Origin of the sequence: Moraxella sp. CTOTU47915 (assembly GCF_031986685.1) — a bacterium.
In the GTDB taxonomy this organism is placed as follows: Bacteria; Pseudomonadota; Gammaproteobacteria; order Pseudomonadales; family Moraxellaceae; genus Faucicola; species Faucicola tetraodonis.
In genome coordinates this window covers 225,779-240,376 of sequence record NZ_DAMAAE010000003.1, presented here as the reverse complement: position 1 = coordinate 240,376, position 14,598 = coordinate 225,779, and the positions used below count along the sequence as shown (strand labels likewise).

Genomic DNA, 14,598 nt, shown 5'->3' with positions numbered 1-14,598 from the left:
AAATCACCGTTTGATTATCCGCTAACAACTCAGCATATTGCTCATTCGGCGTATCAGTCTTTAAAAACCCAGTAACAAACTTCACCGACTGGGCATGGTCACGATGAGTGAGCGGAATATTGACGCTATTGGCGACTGCTAATGCTGTGGTAATGCCTGCAATCGACTCACAGGCTACACCAGCGCTAATCACGGTTTGCATTTCTTCACCGCCACGCCCAAAGATAAACGGGTCGCCCGACTTTAAGCGTACAATAGTTTTGCCTTGTTGCGCTAGGGTGACCAATAAGCCATTGATTTCTTGCTGTGACATGCTGTGCTTGTGGCATTTTTTACCGACATAGATTTTTTCTGCCGTTGTGTTAAGTGCCAAAATCTCATCACTCACCAGATTGTCATAACAAATCACATCCGCTTGCAAGATGGTTTTATAGGCTTTGATGGTCAAGAGTTCGGGGTCGCCTGTACCTGCACCAACCAGATACACTTTGCCCTGATTTTGTACAGCTTTTGCATGTCTGGGGGTTATAGGAAGGTCAAAACGATTTTCTTTCACGCTGTCATGGGGAAAAAGTTCAACACTCACAGGGCTACTGATTGAAGGCATAGCAGTTTTCCAACATAATCAAACAAGGTAATTTAAAAATGCAATTACCATGCCTAAATTTTAACTCATACCCTTAATCCTACCCTTAATTGATGAAATTATTTTATATCCTGTTAATGTGAATAATTTCCCAAAATTTGACCTATTTATCCTATTTCATTGAGTGAGTTCAACGCCAAATCAAATTCATTTTTGGTATTAAAATTTGCTAAAGCTATCCATTCATTCGGCAATGCAGCGGTTTGTATTTTTTTATCCGCCAAAAACTTCATCACTGCGCGCTGACCCTTATCCAAATAATCGTATAATTTTATTAATAAATCTGTACGATACAAACCCAACAATGGATAATCCTTTTCAGCTTTTAAATAAATCACCGCTTCATTATCGGTTACCGCATAACGCAATTTATCAAAAACTTGATGGGCATGAACCAAACTATCACAGCTTATCACCAGTAAATAATGGTAAGGAGACATGACTTGATTCATGGCACTTGCCATGGCTGATAACGCCCCTGCCCCTTTGCCATTTTGTTGATTTGGCAGATAATCATCAATGATTTTGACGGTTGTATCATGACATAAGCGCTTACCATTATCCGCCACCATGACAGGGACATTTAAGCGTTTGGCATGACGAATATGAAAATCAAGCAAAGTCTCGCCATTTGGCAAGCTTAATAGCGCCTTGGGTGAACCCATCCGAGATGATTCACCCCCCGCCAAAATCACCACCCCTGCCAATTTAATGGTCATGTTTTGGATTTTCACGCATCAGATGCGGCACAAAGTTACACGGACGGGTACGGTTGTCGAGCTGTTCTTTGATGATGCCTTCCCAGCCCGTGCGACAGGCACCCGAGGAGCCAGGTAAACAAAAAATCACCGTATTATTCGCCATGCCTGCTAGCGCACGAGATTGCAAGGTTGACATGCCGATTTCATCACGAGATAACGCGCGGAACATCTCACCAAAACCTTGTACTTCTTTATCAAACAGCGGGCTTAGGGCTTCAGGGATTTGGTCACGTATATAAAAACCTGTACCGCCTGTGGTAATGATAGCGTGAATCGTAGGGTCGGCAATCCATTGACTCACGATAGCACGGATTTGATAAATATCATCGGTGCGTATGGCTCGCTCCGCCAGGGTATGCCCTGATTCGACAAGGCTATCGGCTAGGTATTGACCAGAGGTATCTTCTTCTAAACTGCGGGTGTCTGATACAGTTAAGATTGCGATATTAAGCGCAATAAAAGGTTTTTCAGGCTTGCTCATTGGGGTTTCCTCATTATTTGATGGGCATACAATTTTATGGGCATATCAAATATTGCCATACATTAGGCATTTGTTATAGCGTTTTTCTTTGTAACGCATGTCTAGGCTGTCAATCTTTCAATTAATGCCCAGTGGTTGACTGCCTAGACAGGCATCAGCTTTGCACGCTTGCACCCGTCCATTTATGTTAATCAAGAAATTACTCATCTTTAGCCACCACGGGCGGACCGAGCAATAAATGCTCATCAATAAACTCATTCGCTGAATTATGCTCAGCAGACTCTGCCGTGATATACCATTGTTGATTACGGTACAAGGTCAATCTATCTCGTGTTAGCCCTCGCCATAAACAATACATCATCACAAACACCACGATGGCAAACGGAAAGCCTGCAATAATCGCGACCGCTTGCAACGCAGATAACCCACCTGCTACCAATAATACTGCAGCAATCACCCCTTGGCTCAATGCCCAAAATAACCGCTGGATTTTTGGCGGATTGGTATCGCCGCCTGCGGTGAGCATATCAATCACAAGGCTTGCCGAATCTGACGAAGTGACAAACCACAACATAATCATTACCACAATCACCAGCGTCAAAGGCTTGGTTAAAGGATAATATTCAATCAGTTTAAAAATCGCACTACCATAATCGGCTTTGACTGCTTCTATCAACCCATAATTGCCCATCAATTCCATATGTACCGCGCTGCCGCCAAAGGTGGTAAACCAAAAAAACAACAATAGCATTGGGATAAATAACACCCCAAAAATAAACTCTCTGATAGTACGACCCCGAGAAATACGCGCCACAAAAATTCCCACAAATGGCGACCAACTCACCCACCATGCCCAATAAAAAATCGTCCAATTTGCCTGCCAATCCGTATTGCTATACGCCTCACTCCAAAATCCTAGTGGAATAAGTTGGCTGACATAATTGCCGATATTTTCAATAAAACTATCGATAATAAACTGGGTCGGACCAAAAAATAACATAAAACCAAGCAGCAACACAGTCAGCACAATATTGATATCGCTTAAGCGTTTAATCCCTTTATCCAGCCCCATCATCACGGATAACGTCGCCATCGCGGTAATAATTGCAATCAAACAAAGCTGTACTGGGACATTGTTGGGAATACCAAACACATTGCTAAAGCCTGCGTTGATTTGCATCGCACCCAGCCCCAAGGAAGTCACCACCCCAAACATCGTGCCAAACACCGCAAGGGTATCGACCACATGCCCCCATTTGCCATAGATTTTTTGACCAATCAATGGGTACAGTACCGAGCGAATCGACAATGGCAAGCCACGGCGATAATGAAAATACGCCAATGACAATGCAACGACACAATACAACGCCCACGCATGGATCCCCCAATGCAAAAACGAAATACTCATCGCTTGTTTAGCCGTTTCTACGGTTTCGGCTTGCCCCATGGGAGGCGACATAAAATGATACAAGGGCTCTGCCGTCCCCCAATACAACAGACCAATCCCAATCCCCGCACTAAACAGCATCCCAAACCATGACAGTAAGCTATACTCAGGATGCTCTGTCTGATGCCCAAGCCGAATATCGCCATAACGACTCAAGGCAATATATAGGCTAAACACCACCGCGACATTCATCAAAATGATAAAAAGCCAACGAAAACGGTGGGTAATAAAAGACTGCAGTTGGTTAAAAACTTCACCTGCCAACTCACCAAATAACGAACCAAAAATAATAAATCCGACAATCAGCAATGCGGAGGCAATAAAAACAGGACGATTAACCCGAGGGAAAGGGCCGAATTTTTCGACTTTCACAGAACTCATAAAGATATCTTTTCATTAGATTAACTGGAAAGCAACCTTAACAAATTATTTACAATATTTCAAATTACAGCAAGATTTCACAAGGCTTATATACTATAAAAACAAAACTAAGTTTTTGATTATAAAGGATATATATATTAACATACTGTAACATTTTAATAGAATATACAAAATAGGATTAATTAATTTTATTTAATAATTTACTATAATTATAAAGTTTATAATTCAACATTTGTTACCTATCTATCTGGTTTAATTTAACTAACTGACGCCTCGTCTGGGCTATGACCCCGTTGGATAATCGGATGCTTTCAATGACTGGGTTAGGGGAAAACGCATTGACAATTTGGTAGTGGGCGATGGGGATATTGCGGTATAGATCATGCCATAAAATGCGAGACTTTGTTGTTCGATTGCATGAATTTTGGTTGCCTGACAGCTTGTAATGAAATCTGCCTTTGAATTTTTACTGTACTTTTTATATTTTAACAATTGGTTTTAATAGTTGGCGGGTGACCCTACAGACCGTAAGCCAAAATTTTTGGTCACAAAATGGTCAGTTTTAGTCACAAGCGTTTGGTCACGTTAGTTTTATTTAAATATTAAAAATAGATATCTTTTCAACTTAACAATCAAAATCAATTTTCCTAATCACATCAAGATAAAAATTTATAAAACAATATATTTTTTAAAATCAATAGCTTGGTGTAAAATTTAAGCCAAAAAAAACCTCAAATCAGGGGAGATTTGAGGCATAAAACTTTAAAAATTTCGTTTTTAAATCCACTAAAATAAGTGGCGCAGCGGACGGGACTCGAACCCGCGACCCCCGGCGTGACAGGCCGGTATTCTAACCAACTGAACTACCACTGCACGGTAGTTGGCGACGATGACCCAAACTTGTCAAATTGGTGGGTCGTGACGGATTCGAACCGCCGACATTCTGCGTGTAAGGCAGACGCTCTACCAACTGAGCTAACGACCCATCGTCTGTGGTGGGTATTATAGAGAATTTATTTTTGCTGTCAACGATTTTTTTTGGCAAATATTAAAATTTTTAAAAAATTTTGCTGAGCATGTCATGTGGTTGTCACATAAAAACCTTATCATACCTACATGGCCAGCAAGGTCATAGCTAACAATAAGAATAATAAGATAACAATAATAACAATGTCTCTATCGCTTGTCACCCAAAGGATTTAATTCCCCCAATTAAATCCTTTTTATTTTTTCTCTTCCGCCTTTTCTCACGGTTGCGCCAGTAATGCTTTGATATCCGCCTCAAGGTCTTGGGGGGCTTTGGTCGGTGCAAAACGATCTACGACTCTGCCGTGTGCATCAACTAAAAACTTGGTAAAGTTCCATTTGATGGCGTCACCCAACATACCCTTGCCCTGTGGCTGTGATTTTAAAAACTGATAAACAGGATGGGTATCTTTACCATTGACGTCAACTTTTGCCATCATCGGAAAGGTCACGCCATAATTGATTTGGCAAAACTCACTAATTTGCGCTTCACTGCCAGGATCTTGCTGACCAAATTGGTTGCAGGGAAACCCCAACACCACCAACCCTTGGTCTTTGTAAGCTTGGTATAGCTTTTCTAAGCCCTGAAACTGTGGGGTAAAGCCGCATTTGCTTGCGGTATTCACAATCAATACGACTTTACCTCTAAGGGTGTCAAAATCAAATAGCTGACCTCGAATATCGGTCGCGGACAATTGGTAAAAATCTTCCATAGCAAATCTCCTTGTTGTTAGTTAAAAAGTTGTTAGTTAAAAAATTGTAAGTTTTTCTTGCATTATTATGCTGACAAGCGTAGTTTATCTATTGGCAGTTATTCAGCCTCACTTACGCCTAAAAATGTCAGTATTTCTGACAAAAGTCTGATATGATTTATTAATACTCAAACGGAACTCCCCCGCTATGCTCACTGACGCTAAACTATCGGCTGGACAACGCTTGACGCAGCTGCGTAAAAGCAAAGGTTTGACCACTGCCGAACTTGCCGATTTAATGACCCAAGCTGGTGCTAAAGTTAGCCGTGCCGCGATTTCTAATTGGGAGCGCGGTTCCAATGGCATCGTGTCCAATAAACTGCCTGTGCTTGCCAGTCTGTTAGGGTGCAGCGAAAGCTATTTGCTATCAGGTACTGGGGTGGAAAGTCATAGTCATAACGTCAGCGTCAGCACCCAAGCGTTAGCGGCGAATACGGTCAATGATACTACTGTAGCACAAGCATCAAGCGATGCCAATCAAGCGAATCCGTGGCAGGGTCAAACGGCTCAACCGACGACGCCTGCTGCTACCAATTTTCAACCCAACCATTCTAAACCTAATCCCAAACCCAATCCCAAACCTAGTAGTGATGTATCTACCATGAAAACTTTGAACAAATCCAACAAACTGCAAAACGTGTGCTATGACATTCGCGGTCCTTTGCTACAAACTGCCAACCGCATGGAGACACAAGGTCATAAAATCATCAAACTCAATGTCGGCAACCCTGCCCCATTTGGGTTTGAAGCGCCGCAAGAGATTTTATCAGATGTGGCGATGAATTTGTCCAATGCGATTGGCTATTCAGACTCTCAAGGGATTTTTGCCGCGCGTAAAGCGATTTTGCAGTATTACCAAGCCAAAGGATTGTTAGAAGCGGTAGACGTTGCCGATGTGTATTTGGGCAATGGTGTCTCTGAACTGATTGTGATGACCATGCAAGCGTTACTGGATGACGGCGATGAAGTGCTGATTCCTATGCCTGACTACCCGCTTTGGACAGCGGCGACGAATTTGGCAGGGGGTAAAGCGGTTCATTATCTGTGTAATGAAGCCGACAACTGGCAGCCAGATATTGCTGATATCGAAAGCAAAATCAATGAGCGCACCAAAGGCATTGTGGTCATCAACCCAAACAACCCAACAGGCGCGCTTTATTCTACCGAAAATTTAAAAAAAATCGTGGCACTGGCAGAAAAACACGGGCTTGTGCTGATGGCAGATGAGATTTATGACCGCGTACTGTATGATGATGCCGTGCATGTACCGATGTGCACCCTTGCCAAAAACTGCTTGGTTATCTCCTATAATGGCTTGTCAAAGTCGCACCGTATCGCAGGTTTTCGCTCAGGCTGGATGATGTTATCGGGTAAAAAACACCATGCGGCTGATTTTATTGAAGGGTTAACCATGCTATCATCGATGCGGCTGTGTGCCAACGTGCCCTCACAATACGCGATTCAAACGGCGATGGGTGGTTATCAAAGTATGCAAGCCTTGACCGCACCAACCGGTCGCCTGTACCAGCAGCGCAACATCGCTATCGAGCGCCTAAATGCCATTAAAGGTATCTCATGCACCATGCCGCAAGGGGCATTTTATTGTTTCCCAAAAATTGACCGTGACATTTATCCAATCGAAGATGATATGCAGTTTATGATGGAATTATTACTACAAGAAAAAGTCTTGATGGTACAAGGTACGGGTTTTAACTGGCATGCGCCTGACCATTTTCGCGTGGTATTTTTGCCCAATGCATCAGATTTGCATGAAGCGATGGATCGACTTGAGCGCTTTTTTGCCACAAAACGCCAAGAATATGGCACTGATTAATATTTCATTGAAACAAAAAACCCCGACGATTCGGGGTTTTTTATTGTGAGCAATTAATTACATAAAGCTGTTGAGATAAAGCCCTTGGGATTAACCCAGTAACTCCGTTAAAAATACAGCAATGATACCAATCGGTGCGACAAATTTTACCACAATTTGCCAAATAGTCCATTTCATGCCATCGAGCCCCAATTCACGTTTTACCGATTCTTGGTTGATAAACCAGCCGATGAGGATAATGGTACCCAAACCAATCAAAGGTAGCATGATTTTACTGGACGTATAATCTAGCGCGTCAAAGATACCTTGTGGGATGTCTTTACCGTTTTTGTGGATAGTAAATACCGCAAAATCAGACAATTTATTAAATGACAATAACGCAAGTACACCCACTGCCCACGTTGCCACTGCCCCTACTAGCGTGCAGATTTTACGGCTCATTGGGGTTTTTTCTTCCAAGAATTCGACAATGGGCTCAAGAATTGAAATCGACGACGTCAATGCTGCAAAGGTCAATAACAAGAAGAATAAAGTACCCACCACCACACCTAGGCTCATTTGACCAAAGGCGATTGGCAAGGTCACAAACACCAAACCGGGACCTGCCGCTGGATCCAGATGATTGCTAAATAAAATCGGGAAAATCGCAAGACCTGCCGCCAATGAGAAGATAATATCCCAGATAATCACCGTGCGCGCGGTTGCCAATAAATCCACATCTTGTTTTAGGTATGAACCATAACTCACCATGATCGCCATACCCAGTGACAGACAGAAGAACGCATGTCCTAGCGCTGCCATCAGCACTTTACCCACACCCACTTCCTGCATACGCTGCAAGTCAAACTTAAACAGAAACTCTGCGCCTTTGGCAAAATCCATATTAATCGCGTTATATCCCACGATAAATAATAGGATAAAAGCTAACGCAGGCATCATGATTTTTGATGCTTTCTCAATACCTGCTGATACACCACCTGCAACAATTAGCGCCGTCAAGCCCATAAACGCCGTGTGCCACAACGTCATTTCGGTTGGATTAGCTAACATTGTCTCAAAAATTTTGCCAGTGGCGTCGGCATTGAGACCACCAAATGCATTGATACCCGCTTTTAAGGTGTAATTAAGCGACCAGCCGCCAATCACACTATAAAATGACAAAATCATAAAAGCAGCTAAAATACCAAAGTAGCCAAGCAGACTCCAAGCAGGTGACGTGTTATTGGCTACCGCCGCTTTGCGAAAACTTGCCGCTGGGTTACTTTGTCCACGGCGACCAATCAGCCATTCAGTGACCAACACTGGAAAACCAATAAGCGCGATACTGATAATAAACACGATAACAAATGCCGAGCCACCGCTATCGCCTGTCATGTAAGGAAACTTCCAAATACTGCCAAGACCGACCGCAGAACCCACGGCAGCCATTAAAAACCCAATCTTTGAGCTCCACTGGGAATGAGACGACTTGTGATTAGTGCTCATAATCCCTCCCTAGTCGAATGTGATTAAATGAAAAAATTGCAACGAGAATCTTGCAGTATGTAGATTTTTCATGAATCAATAGTTAATGTCAAACTTTCTTTTCACAAAACCCAACCAAAAGTTATACAAGTCAGTCATTATTTTTTTAGGATTGTCTAAAACGCAATAACATCAATGGGTTATGATGATTATTTTTAACATTCATTTAACGTAAATTATTTTTATACTAAACATTACTTTTTGGAATAAATGATTTTTTAACCTATTTGATATCGAATTGCTGGCAAAACCAAGCGGTTAATGTCAACGGTTTTAACTTGCACAAGTGTGGGGATTTTGATAGCAATTTTTTGCCATTGAAGGTAAAATTTCATTTTCAAAAATTGCACGTCCCAACGTGTTGACCGTTCGCAGATTGATGACAAGGAAATTATGGATGACGCAGCCTTATAACGTGTTGTTCTTGTGCAAGCACAATGCTAGCCGTAGCCTAATGGCAGAAGCCATTTTAAATAAAATTGGCAGTGACCGTTTTGTAGCCTATAGCGCAGGCGTTGAGCCATCCTCTAGCGCGCATCCATTCACGCTTGAGGTATTAAAACAAGAAGGTTATGACGTCACAGGCTTAGCGCCCAAATCCGTCAAGCAGTTTTTACAAGACAACGCGCCAAAGATTGATTTGGTGATTGGGCTGTGCAATTCTTTACAGCAACATGCGGACATTGATGGCAAATTCCCACTGACTGCTCATTGGCATATCAATGATACCGACAGTGTATCAGCCGATAGTGATGTGGAAAAAGCTGCCTTTAGCCAAGTATTGCGCCAACTCTCTCAGCGCATTCATTTATTGACAAACTTACCCGAAGATAAAATCGAACATTTGGCACATCCATCAGCGGATGCCTAACATCCCGATGAACGATTGACCACAAAAAAAGCCCAACTGTCTTGGGCTTTTCTATTTTTCTTTTTCTTTGCATCTATATATAGAAGTGCCTCTATCAATCTATCTATGAATCAACTTTTTGCTGCATGAGCGCTTCAATCGCGTCCGTTGTTTTTGGTACGTCACAGGTGAGAACTAGCGGCTCACCCTCGGTAATGACCACATCATCCTCAATCCGAATGCCAATACCCCGATATTTCTTGGGTACCAATGCATTGTCATGGGCAAAATACAAGCCTGGTTCTACAGTAATCACCATGCCTTTTTCAAGCTTTCTGGGTTTACCATCGTCGCCATTGTAGCGCCCTGCATCGTGAACATCTAAGCCAAGCCAATGCCCTGTGCCATGCATATAAAACGGCAAGTAGGCTTTATCAGCAATCAACTCATCGACATCACCTGTCAAAATCCCCAAATCAATCAAGCCTTGTGTCAGTACTTTGAGCGCAGTTTCATGATGGATTTTGCTATGCTCGCCTGCTTTTAGGCTGTTGATGGCGGCGATATTGGCATTTAGCACAATATCATACACCTGTTTTTGCACGTCGCTGAACTTGCCACTCACGGGAAAAGTACGGCTGATATCGCCTGCATAGTGTTGATATTCAGCGCCCGCATCTATCATCACCAAGTCGCCATCGTGCAGCGGTTGGTCGTTTTCGACATAATGCAAAATATTGGCATTGTCGCCGCCCGCCACGATACTATTGTAAGAGGGTACGCAGCCATATTGGGCAAAAGCATAGTTGACTTCAGCTTCCAGTCTGCTTTCATTGCCTTGATTTTTTTGCATCATGGATGCCACGCTTTGCATGGCGCGAATATGCCCGTAAGCACTGATTTGGGCGGCGACTTTCATGCGTGCAATTTCAGACTCATCTTTTATCAGCCGCATTTCATTGATAAGGCTGTCAATATTGGTGATGGTATCGATCACACCTTCGCCGCGCTGCAGCTGCTTGGCTTGATTAAGCCAGCCAATCAGCTCATTATTAAAGCGGGCAAACACGTGTTTTTTACCAAAAATCAGATTTGGCATCACCTCATCAATTCTGCCAATGGCAGTCGCTTTATCCGCGCCAAAATCTGCGGTTGCACCCTCAAGCCCTACGCGTTTGCCATCCCAAATCTCACGTAGTTTGTCTTTCTCACGTAAAAATAACGTGTAGTTGACGGTATGGTCAGTTTTTTCCAAAACCATGACGGATTCTGGCTCGGCAAAGCCAGTTAAGTAGAAAAAACTGCTGTCGGCGCGGTATTTATACTCAGCATCGTTGTTGCGGATATGCGCGGGAGCCGTCTGCAAAATCGCAATGCTATTGTTTGGCAAGGCTTCAGCAAGTTTGGCACGCCGTTTGGCAAATTGGCTTTGGGGAAGCTTTGGCAACAACTGTATGGTTAATTGATTTGACATGATATTTCCAAAAAAATTAATGGCTGTCACAGCATTGTTGAAGAATTTGCTGTAGGAAGCTTTCGCATTTTGCTAGTTGGTTTAGACTGACAAACTCATTGGCTTTATGGGCATTGCCAATATCGCCGGGTCCGCAAATCACCGTCGGAATGCCTGCATTGGTAAACTGCCCACCTTCGGTGGCATACGCCACTTTGTGACGTTGCTGTTCATCCACCAAATTTTCAATGAGCTGTTGCAAGGCCTGGCTATCTTTGTCGGTCATTGCAGGGACATTTTCGTTGCGAGTTAGCTCAATGCCCGTGTCGCTGTCAATGGCGTGCATCTTAGGCTCAAGGGTTTTGATAAAGGCGCGAATTGGCTCAATCACTTGGCTTTCATTCATATGCGGCAAATTGCGATAATCAAAGGTGAATTCGCACAGGTTGGGCACGATATTGGTTGCCGTGCCGCCGGTAATAGTGCCCACTGACAAGGTCGAAAATGGTACGTCAAACGCCATGTCTTGGTCGTTACGTTGTTGCAATTGCTCGGCAAGTGTATCAATAAAATTGATAATTTTACTAGCATAGCTGATGGCATTGACGCCTTGCGGGGTCAGCGATGAATGTACTGATTTGCCATGCACGCGGCAGCGATACACTTGGATGCCTTTATGCGCGGTGACCATTTTCATCATGGTCGGCTCACCGACGATACAGTAGTCTGGCTTAATCCCTTGCGCTTTTAAATCTGCAAGCAGTAATGGCGCACCCAAACAACCCACTTCTTCGTCATACGACAGTGCCAGATGAATCGGTTTGCCTAGCCTCTTATCGCGGCTTGCTTGCACCACAGTGGGCAACAGGGTTAAGGCGCAAGCAATAAAGCCTTTCATATCACAAGCCCCACGCCCGTATAGCTTATCTTCCACAATGGTCGCCACAAACGGATCGGTATCCCATGCCTGCCCATCAACGGGCACCACATCGGTATGCCCGGAAAACACAAAACCTCCTGTCGTTACGGTATCACCCTCACCCATCGCAGGTACGGTCACAAAGAGGTTGGCTTTGGTATTATCGGCATTAAAGGTCAAACGTGGCGACAACCCCAACTGCTCACAATAGCCCGCCACATACTCAATCAATTGCAAATTGGAGTAGCGACTGACAGTGTTAAAACCAATCAGCTTTGTTAACCAGTCTACTGCGTTGGATGGATAGCCCATAGTCGTTCCATTTTTCTCAAATTTTAAACCATTAAAACACCCTATCAGGGGTAAATCTAGTCGAAATAGGGTATTAACATCAACTCGGCTTTTTACCTGTCATGGCATCTATAACCATATGGGTAACAAAATCATCATTGGTATCTTTTTCTGCTTCCCAATCGAGTTCATCATCCCGTAGCTGCTCAATAAAATCCAAATGCTCCTCATCAATCTCTTGGGCTTTGCCCACAGGGCGATTCATGGCAAATCCTGCGATGAGCGGCAATTTGGCGACTGATTTACGCACTCGCCCTTGTGACACACTCACAGGAATCATGCGCACAAACTCAAGTAGCTCCATATATTCAACTTCGCCTTCAGCATTGTCTGTCCCTTGCAGCGCCTCATCATACGCATCAATCCGCAGCGCGCCGATTTTTGCCAAGTCATTAAATAGGCTATTTTCTTCAGGGCGCAGCGCACTATCGGTGACGCCAAAGCCTGTCAAAAAGCCATTTGACCAGTTCTTAAGTGCCATCAAACGCTCATACAGTGGATGGTCATCATCGGGCAACAACGGCATAAACTGATAGCTATCAGCATCATCGGTTAACACCGCCACCATATCCTCGCCCTCTTCGGTCACTATCTCTAACGCTTTTGGCTCAAGCTCGGTAAAGCTCAGCTCAGTCAGTAGCAGTTGCCACTCTTGCTCGGTTGGCGCATCACATACACTGAGCACCCCTGAAAGTAGCCCATGTAACTCACTAATGGTGACGTCATGCCAATCCTCAAATGCTTGTGTCCAATCCTGCCAACCCGAAATATAATCATCCATCGCTTTACCCTTTTTTCACAAAAAATTATATCAACATTGAGATAATACTAGCCTTAATGCGGTCAACTATGGCATTATTAAAGTGGTAAAATAATATAAGTATCACTCAAATTTTAAGCCTTCACACTATAGTTATACCAAAAAAAGCCTTTTGCTATTCATGTCAATGAGCGTCCATCATATCGCTCTTGATGATTTACTTGATTATTCACTCGATTACTGACTAGACATCATATCATGAGCACCCTAATTGACCAACTGACCCAGCTACAAACCGCATTGACTAAGCTTTGCGATAAATATCAATTCGCCAGTAGCGAGCTAACCCGTATTAAAGCACAGCCAACTATTACCGCAGATCAACTGCAGGCGGTACAAGCTGAGCTCGATAGCAGCAAAGAACTGCAGCAAAATTTAGAACAACAACTTGCCAGACAAGCCGAAGAGTATCAAGCACTCGAGCAGCGCTATCAGTCACTTGCCGAATCTCACAACATGCTAAGTACCGAATACGAACAAACCCAAAACCAATTACAGATTTTTACCGCACAAAATCAAAAACTGATTGAAAAAAATCGCGTTGCGGCAGAGCATACCAAGCTTGTGTTAGAGCGCTTGGCAAAAATTGACAGCGAAAACTAACCCGCCCCTATTTAAGCCAGCCTTAGTGATGTTTAAAACATTTGAATACGTTAGGAAAATCTTATGGCATCTGCCCAAAGCATTAAAAAAGTTGATATCCTGATCAATGGTCGTAGCTATACTATCAATTGCCCAGAATCTGAAGAGCCTGCGTTGCAGTGTGCGGCAAGCTATATTAACCAGTTTATGCAAGACGTACGCCGCCAAGCGCCTCAGCTACCCCAAGAAGAATTATTGGTACTGTGCGCGTTGACCTTGTTTGAAAAATCAGAAAACTTACAACGCTATCAAGAAAACGAAAACCAAGCGCAAGACCTGGTGGGTAAAATGTTAGAAGACGTTGCGCGTTTTGCCTAACGTATTTAGTGTAAAATAAAATTCGACTAATTTTGAGCGCGCTGATAGTGTTTGCCGGCATGAAAATCCGCTTGGTGTTCTTGATTACAAAAGAACTTATCCCCTTCTACAATCCCTCGCCACTCTGCTAACGTATGATGGCAAAAATCACACGCACGTGGCTCGGTACTCTCGCCCGGCTGCGGCTGTAAATAGCCTTGCGGTGGTCGTGGATACATCCATTTCATCCCAACCCAGCTAAGCCCCATAATCACCAGAACCACAAAAATTGCGGTAAACATCGCTTCACCTCATTGTCTAATGAACGAATCATCGTTGCCAATTAAGAATTATGACTGCCTGTTAATTAGCATTGTAAGGTTTGATTATACTGCAAAAAATCGCGCATTGATG

Annotated in this window: 14 protein-coding genes and 2 tRNA genes; 4 read left to right on the top strand and 12 right to left on the bottom strand. The window is 43.4% G+C overall.

Going from position 1 to position 14,598, the window contains the following annotated elements; translation table 11 throughout:
- The 7 genes from cobA to RTL34_RS04390 all read right to left on the bottom strand — a co-directional run.
- A partial coding sequence (cobA, locus tag RTL34_RS04420) for a uroporphyrinogen-III C-methyltransferase (protein WP_312114863.1) occupies nt 1–607 on the bottom strand: 607 nt, incomplete at its 3' end.
- 146 nt (nt 608–753) lie between these two features.
- Nucleotides 754–1,365 carry a molybdenum cofactor guanylyltransferase gene (mobA, locus tag RTL34_RS04415; RefSeq protein ID WP_312114861.1) on the bottom strand — a complete coding sequence of 204 codons (612 nt, stop codon included), beginning with the start codon at nt 1,363–1,365 and terminating at the stop codon, nt 754–756.
- Complete coding sequence (gene moaB, locus RTL34_RS04410; RefSeq protein ID WP_312114859.1) at nt 1,355–1,888, bottom strand: molybdenum cofactor biosynthesis protein B; 534 nt, start codon at nt 1,886–1,888, stop codon at nt 1,355–1,357. The genes mobA and moaB overlap by 11 nt, the downstream gene beginning before the upstream one ends.
- Before the next feature lie 199 nt (nt 1,889–2,087).
- Nucleotides 2,088–3,716 (bottom strand): BCCT family transporter, encoded by a 1,629-nt coding sequence (locus RTL34_RS04405; protein WP_312114858.1) that lies wholly within the window; start codon nt 3,714–3,716, stop codon nt 2,088–2,090.
- 796 nt (nt 3,717–4,512) lie between these two features.
- Nucleotides 4,513–4,589 (bottom strand) — tRNA-Asp (locus tag RTL34_RS04400).
- Nucleotides 4,590–4,625: 36 nt separating this feature from the next.
- Nucleotides 4,626–4,701 (bottom strand) — tRNA-Val (locus RTL34_RS04395).
- Nucleotides 4,702–4,963: 262 nt separating this feature from the next.
- The gene (locus RTL34_RS04390; RefSeq protein ID WP_312114856.1) at nt 4,964–5,455 is read right to left on the bottom strand and encodes a glutathione peroxidase; all 492 of its coding nucleotides are present in this window, start codon (nt 5,453–5,455) and stop codon (nt 4,964–4,966) included.
- 187 nt (nt 5,456–5,642) lie between these two features.
- Here RTL34_RS04390 and RTL34_RS04385 point away from each other — a divergent pair, with 187 nt between their 5' ends.
- The gene (locus tag RTL34_RS04385) at nt 5,643–7,328 is read left to right on the top strand and encodes an aminotransferase class I/II-fold pyridoxal phosphate-dependent enzyme (protein ID WP_312114854.1); all 1,686 of its coding nucleotides are present in this window, start codon (nt 5,643–5,645) and stop codon (nt 7,326–7,328) included.
- 90 nt (nt 7,329–7,418) lie between these two features.
- Here RTL34_RS04385 and RTL34_RS04380 read toward each other — a convergent pair whose 3' ends face one another.
- On the bottom strand, nt 7,419–8,813 hold the full coding sequence (locus RTL34_RS04380) for a sodium-dependent transporter (RefSeq protein WP_050325993.1): 1,395 nt from the start codon (nt 8,811–8,813) through the stop codon (nt 7,419–7,421).
- A gap of 436 nt (nt 8,814–9,249) precedes the next feature.
- Here RTL34_RS04380 and RTL34_RS04375 point away from each other — a divergent pair, with 436 nt between their 5' ends.
- On the top strand, nt 9,250–9,723 hold the full coding sequence (locus RTL34_RS04375; protein WP_175405697.1) for an arsenate reductase ArsC: 474 nt from the start codon (nt 9,250–9,252) through the stop codon (nt 9,721–9,723).
- A 103-nt stretch (nt 9,724–9,826) separates the two neighbouring features.
- On the opposite strand, the gene RTL34_RS04370 is transcribed toward RTL34_RS04375, so the two are convergent.
- The 3 genes from RTL34_RS04370 to RTL34_RS04360 form a co-directional block, all read right to left on the bottom strand.
- On the bottom strand, nt 9,827–11,176 hold the full coding sequence (locus RTL34_RS04370; RefSeq protein WP_312114849.1) for an aminopeptidase P N-terminal domain-containing protein: 1,350 nt from the start codon (nt 11,174–11,176) through the stop codon (nt 9,827–9,829).
- 16 nt (nt 11,177–11,192) lie between these two features.
- Complete coding sequence (argE, locus tag RTL34_RS04365) at nt 11,193–12,386, bottom strand: acetylornithine deacetylase (RefSeq protein WP_312114847.1); 1,194 nt, start codon at nt 12,384–12,386, stop codon at nt 11,193–11,195.
- A gap of 79 nt (nt 12,387–12,465) precedes the next feature.
- On the bottom strand, nt 12,466–13,206 hold the full coding sequence (locus RTL34_RS04360; protein WP_312114845.1) for a UPF0149 family protein: 741 nt from the start codon (nt 13,204–13,206) through the stop codon (nt 12,466–12,468).
- 237 nt (nt 13,207–13,443) lie between these two features.
- On the opposite strand from RTL34_RS04360, the gene RTL34_RS04355 reads away from it, so the two are divergent.
- Nucleotides 13,444–13,848 carry a hypothetical protein gene (locus tag RTL34_RS04355; protein ID WP_312114843.1) on the top strand — a complete coding sequence of 135 codons (405 nt, stop codon included), beginning with the start codon at nt 13,444–13,446 and terminating at the stop codon, nt 13,846–13,848.
- A 63-nt stretch (nt 13,849–13,911) separates the two neighbouring features.
- Nucleotides 13,912–14,205 (top strand): cell division protein ZapA, encoded by a 294-nt coding sequence (locus RTL34_RS04350; RefSeq protein ID WP_312114841.1) that lies wholly within the window; start codon nt 13,912–13,914, stop codon nt 14,203–14,205.
- Nucleotides 14,206–14,231: 26 nt separating this feature from the next.
- Here RTL34_RS04350 and RTL34_RS04345 read toward each other — a convergent pair whose 3' ends face one another.
- Nucleotides 14,232–14,486, bottom strand: a complete 255-nt coding sequence (locus RTL34_RS04345) for a hypothetical protein (RefSeq protein WP_096488525.1) — start codon at nt 14,484–14,486, stop codon at nt 14,232–14,234.
- Nucleotides 14,487–14,598 lie beyond the last annotated feature (112 nt).